This window comes from Rhizobium sp. 05L419 (genome assembly GCF_056397845.1).
Window position 1 is genome coordinate 1 of the sequence record NZ_JBFTOF010000067.1, and the last position, 2,802, is coordinate 2,802.

General features: G+C 60.9%; 4 protein-coding genes. 1 reads left to right on the plus strand and 3 read right to left on the minus strand.

Annotation, left to right across the window (positions count from 1 at the left end; all coding sequences use genetic code 11):
- Window positions 1-182 (minus strand): OsmC family protein (locus tag AC1DMK_RS30910; RefSeq protein ID WP_477862291.1); only part of this gene is annotated, 182 nt, incomplete at its 3' end.
- 148 nt (window positions 183-330) lie between these two features.
- Here AC1DMK_RS30910 and AC1DMK_RS30915 point away from each other — a divergent pair.
- Window positions 331-840 carry a MarR family winged helix-turn-helix transcriptional regulator gene (locus AC1DMK_RS30915; RefSeq protein ID WP_477864023.1) on the plus strand — a complete coding sequence of 170 codons (510 nt, stop codon included), beginning with the start codon at window positions 331-333 and terminating at the stop codon, window positions 838-840.
- 436 nt (window positions 841-1,276) lie between these two features.
- Here the strand turns inward: AC1DMK_RS30915 and AC1DMK_RS30920 are convergent, their stop codons facing one another.
- Both AC1DMK_RS30920 and AC1DMK_RS30925 read right to left on the minus strand, forming a co-directional pair.
- Window positions 1,277-2,314, minus strand: a complete 1,038-nt coding sequence (locus AC1DMK_RS30920; RefSeq protein ID WP_477864024.1) for a DUF3095 family protein — start codon at window positions 2,312-2,314, stop codon at window positions 1,277-1,279.
- A gap of 128 nt (window positions 2,315-2,442) precedes the next feature.
- Window positions 2,443-2,802: Ohr family peroxiredoxin (locus AC1DMK_RS30925; protein WP_477864025.1), on the minus strand; the 360-nt coding region annotated here is incomplete at its 5' end.

Below are 2,802 nucleotides of genomic sequence, written 5' to 3' on the forward strand. Positions count from 1 at the left end.
TGGGTGGCGGCGACCTCGATCGCTCCGATGTAGCAGGCCGACCAGGCGGCGCCGAAGAGTTGCTCGGCTGCCGGGTGCGGTTGCGGCAGCTTGATGTCCAGCTTGCCGTCGCTGCTGCGCGCATAGCCGTCGCGGCCGCCCTTGTTGTGCGTCTTGCCGGTCATGAGAAGTTTCTCAGTCATCGCGAAATCCTTTTTGCTCTCTTTAAATCGCATCCGCTTTAATCGGATGCGCTTCAAATACTCGACGATGAATGCCATGTCAATACCATTGCGATTTAATCGGATACGACTTATATAGGGAGAGAGCAAAAACCGATAGGATAGACCGATGCCCACGCACCAAGCAGTACAGAACCCGCAGACGGCAACGCCCCCCGACCCGACAGTCGGCACCAAGAAGGAAAGGAAGCTTTCGAATTTTCTGTGCTTCGCGATCTACTCCGCGAATCTGGCATTTGGCCGCGCCTACAAGCCGATCTTGGACAAGCTTGGCCTGACCTACACCCAATATATCGCCATGGTGGCGCTCTCCGAGGAAGACGACCAGACCGTCAGTGCGCTCGGTGAAAAGCTCTTCCTGGAATCCAACACGCTCACGCCTATTCTCAAGAAGCTTGAGTCCATGAGTTTCGTTCAGCGTCAACGCGATCCCGCCGACGAACGGCAGGTGCGGGTGAGCCTGACTGCCGCGGGACGCGACCTCCTCGAAACGGATCCAGGCGCATCCCTGACTGACGCCACTGGACTCGGAGAGGAGTTCCCAGTCGTACAGAAGTCCGTGGCAAGGCTGCGCGACAATCTCCTGCATGCGACAAAGGGCAAACAGGGGAAAGTGTGATCACACATCGTGCTCATCGATTTTGCGCGTCGGCCCAATAGGTACGAGGCGCGCCCGCGGGGGCCACGGTAAGGCCGGCCAGGCCGCATCAGCTCCCGCTTTGCCCGGGGTATAAAGCCGAAGCACGGCGAACACGTTCTGTCCCGGGGGGCTGTGCTCCCTGTGCCCAAGGCTCCCAGGCCCAACAGAGGCTGAGGCAGCAATCCGCAAGGCCGGGATCCAACCATCCTTGCTGCTGTATGAATGGCGACAGCCATGCCGTGGGCGCCCGTTCGGACATCTGATTAGCAGCCAGCAAACACCGACTGCCCGAACCAACGGGCGTTCCAATGTGTCGGTCACAAGCTTTGACCGACCCCTTCTCGTGTGGGAAAAACCACCGAGCCAAGCAGTCCCCCACCGGTCGCCGTAGACCAATAAGGCACGGGCCGCGGCGTTACCGCGCCAACGCTGCGGGAATGACACTCGCCTCCATTGTCTCCGCAGCCTTGGCATACCCGCCGCCCATCCCGTCCAGGAAATGCAGATGCGAATCCGGCCTGTCGGAAGGCACGAAGCAGGTCATGAGCGCATGGGATTGGCGATGCAGTCCGAAGTTGACGTCTCCACGTGCCCGTGCCGCGGCAAGGATCGTTTCGACCATTTGGATCTGTTCGGGCGTGCAGTCGAGTGTAAGGCGCAGGCCATCGTCGTATTTGCGGAAATCCGAACTGGAGGCGATCTCCGACCAGCCTTCCACATCGAGATACTCTGCGTTGTCCTTACGGACAGCGGTGTCCCGCTTTATTGGATGAGACCGGCGCGCTCCTGCATCGAGAACGGCAAGCACCCTCCTGGCCAGCGCGGCGAAGACGTCAACGCTCGTATGCTCACATGGCTCGACCAGCAGCGAGAGGATCTCGCCCTGCTGGCTGGGAAATGGCGTCCAATCACAGGTAAGCCCATTCAGGTCCGGCTTCGTCGCGCGCCGCCCTGGCTTTACCAGATACCGCCCGTTCTTGATTTGCTTTTCGGCCCATTTGAGACCTCCCCCGGCGAACATCGCGTAGGTCGCGTTCTGCGAGGCCGCGTACCGCGCGACTCTCACATCGCGCCCATTGGCGCGTATCTCGCTCACAGGCAGCAAGCCGGTTCGAAGAGCAAGACCTAGATCGGTTCTCGCAAAACTCGCCACCTGTCGCAACGCCGACGTCGCGGTCATGATCCCGTGTGCCGGCAGTGCGAATGCGGCGCCGTCCCCACGAAACACGAACGGGAAATCGAACGCCCCCCAGGCGTTACCCAGAGCGGCAATCACGGACGCACCTGCGTAGTTGACATCCTCGTAGCGTCCCGACTTGATCGCTGATGTCGAGTCGACGACGTCGGTTATCCCGACGAGCCAATCGTCCGGCAATGGCTCATAGATGCTGGGGTCGAGTACAAGCGAAAACTCGCTATAGGCTTGGGGCGGTTGTGCCTGATTGTTGGCCATCGAGTGTTCTCCAGACCGGCGAGCACAAGCAAAGTTGCGTCTGCGCATTGCCAGTTGTGCAGGTTACAGATGCCTCGTACCGAGGCGAGTTGGTCCGCCGCGTCAGCGGCAGACCACACCTCCGCCGCTCAGATCAGGTTTGTCTCAACGTCGATATTGCCGCGGGTTGCCTTGGAGTACGGGCAGATTTCGTGAGCTGCATGGATGAGCTCCTGTGCGACGTCGCGGTCGATGCCCGGTACGCTGACGTTCAGGCGGGCCCGCAGGAAGTAGGAGCCTTCGTCAACGTTGAGATCGATCTCGGCATCGACCTCGGCGCCGGCCGGAAGCTTGATGCTTCTCTGGGTGGCGGCGACCTCGATCGCTCCGATGTAGCAGGCCGACCAGGCGGCGCCGAAGAGTTGCTCGGCTGCCGGGTGCGGTTGCGGCAGCTTGATGTCCAGCTTGCCGTCGCTGCTGCGCGCATAGCCGTCGCGGCCGCCCTTGTT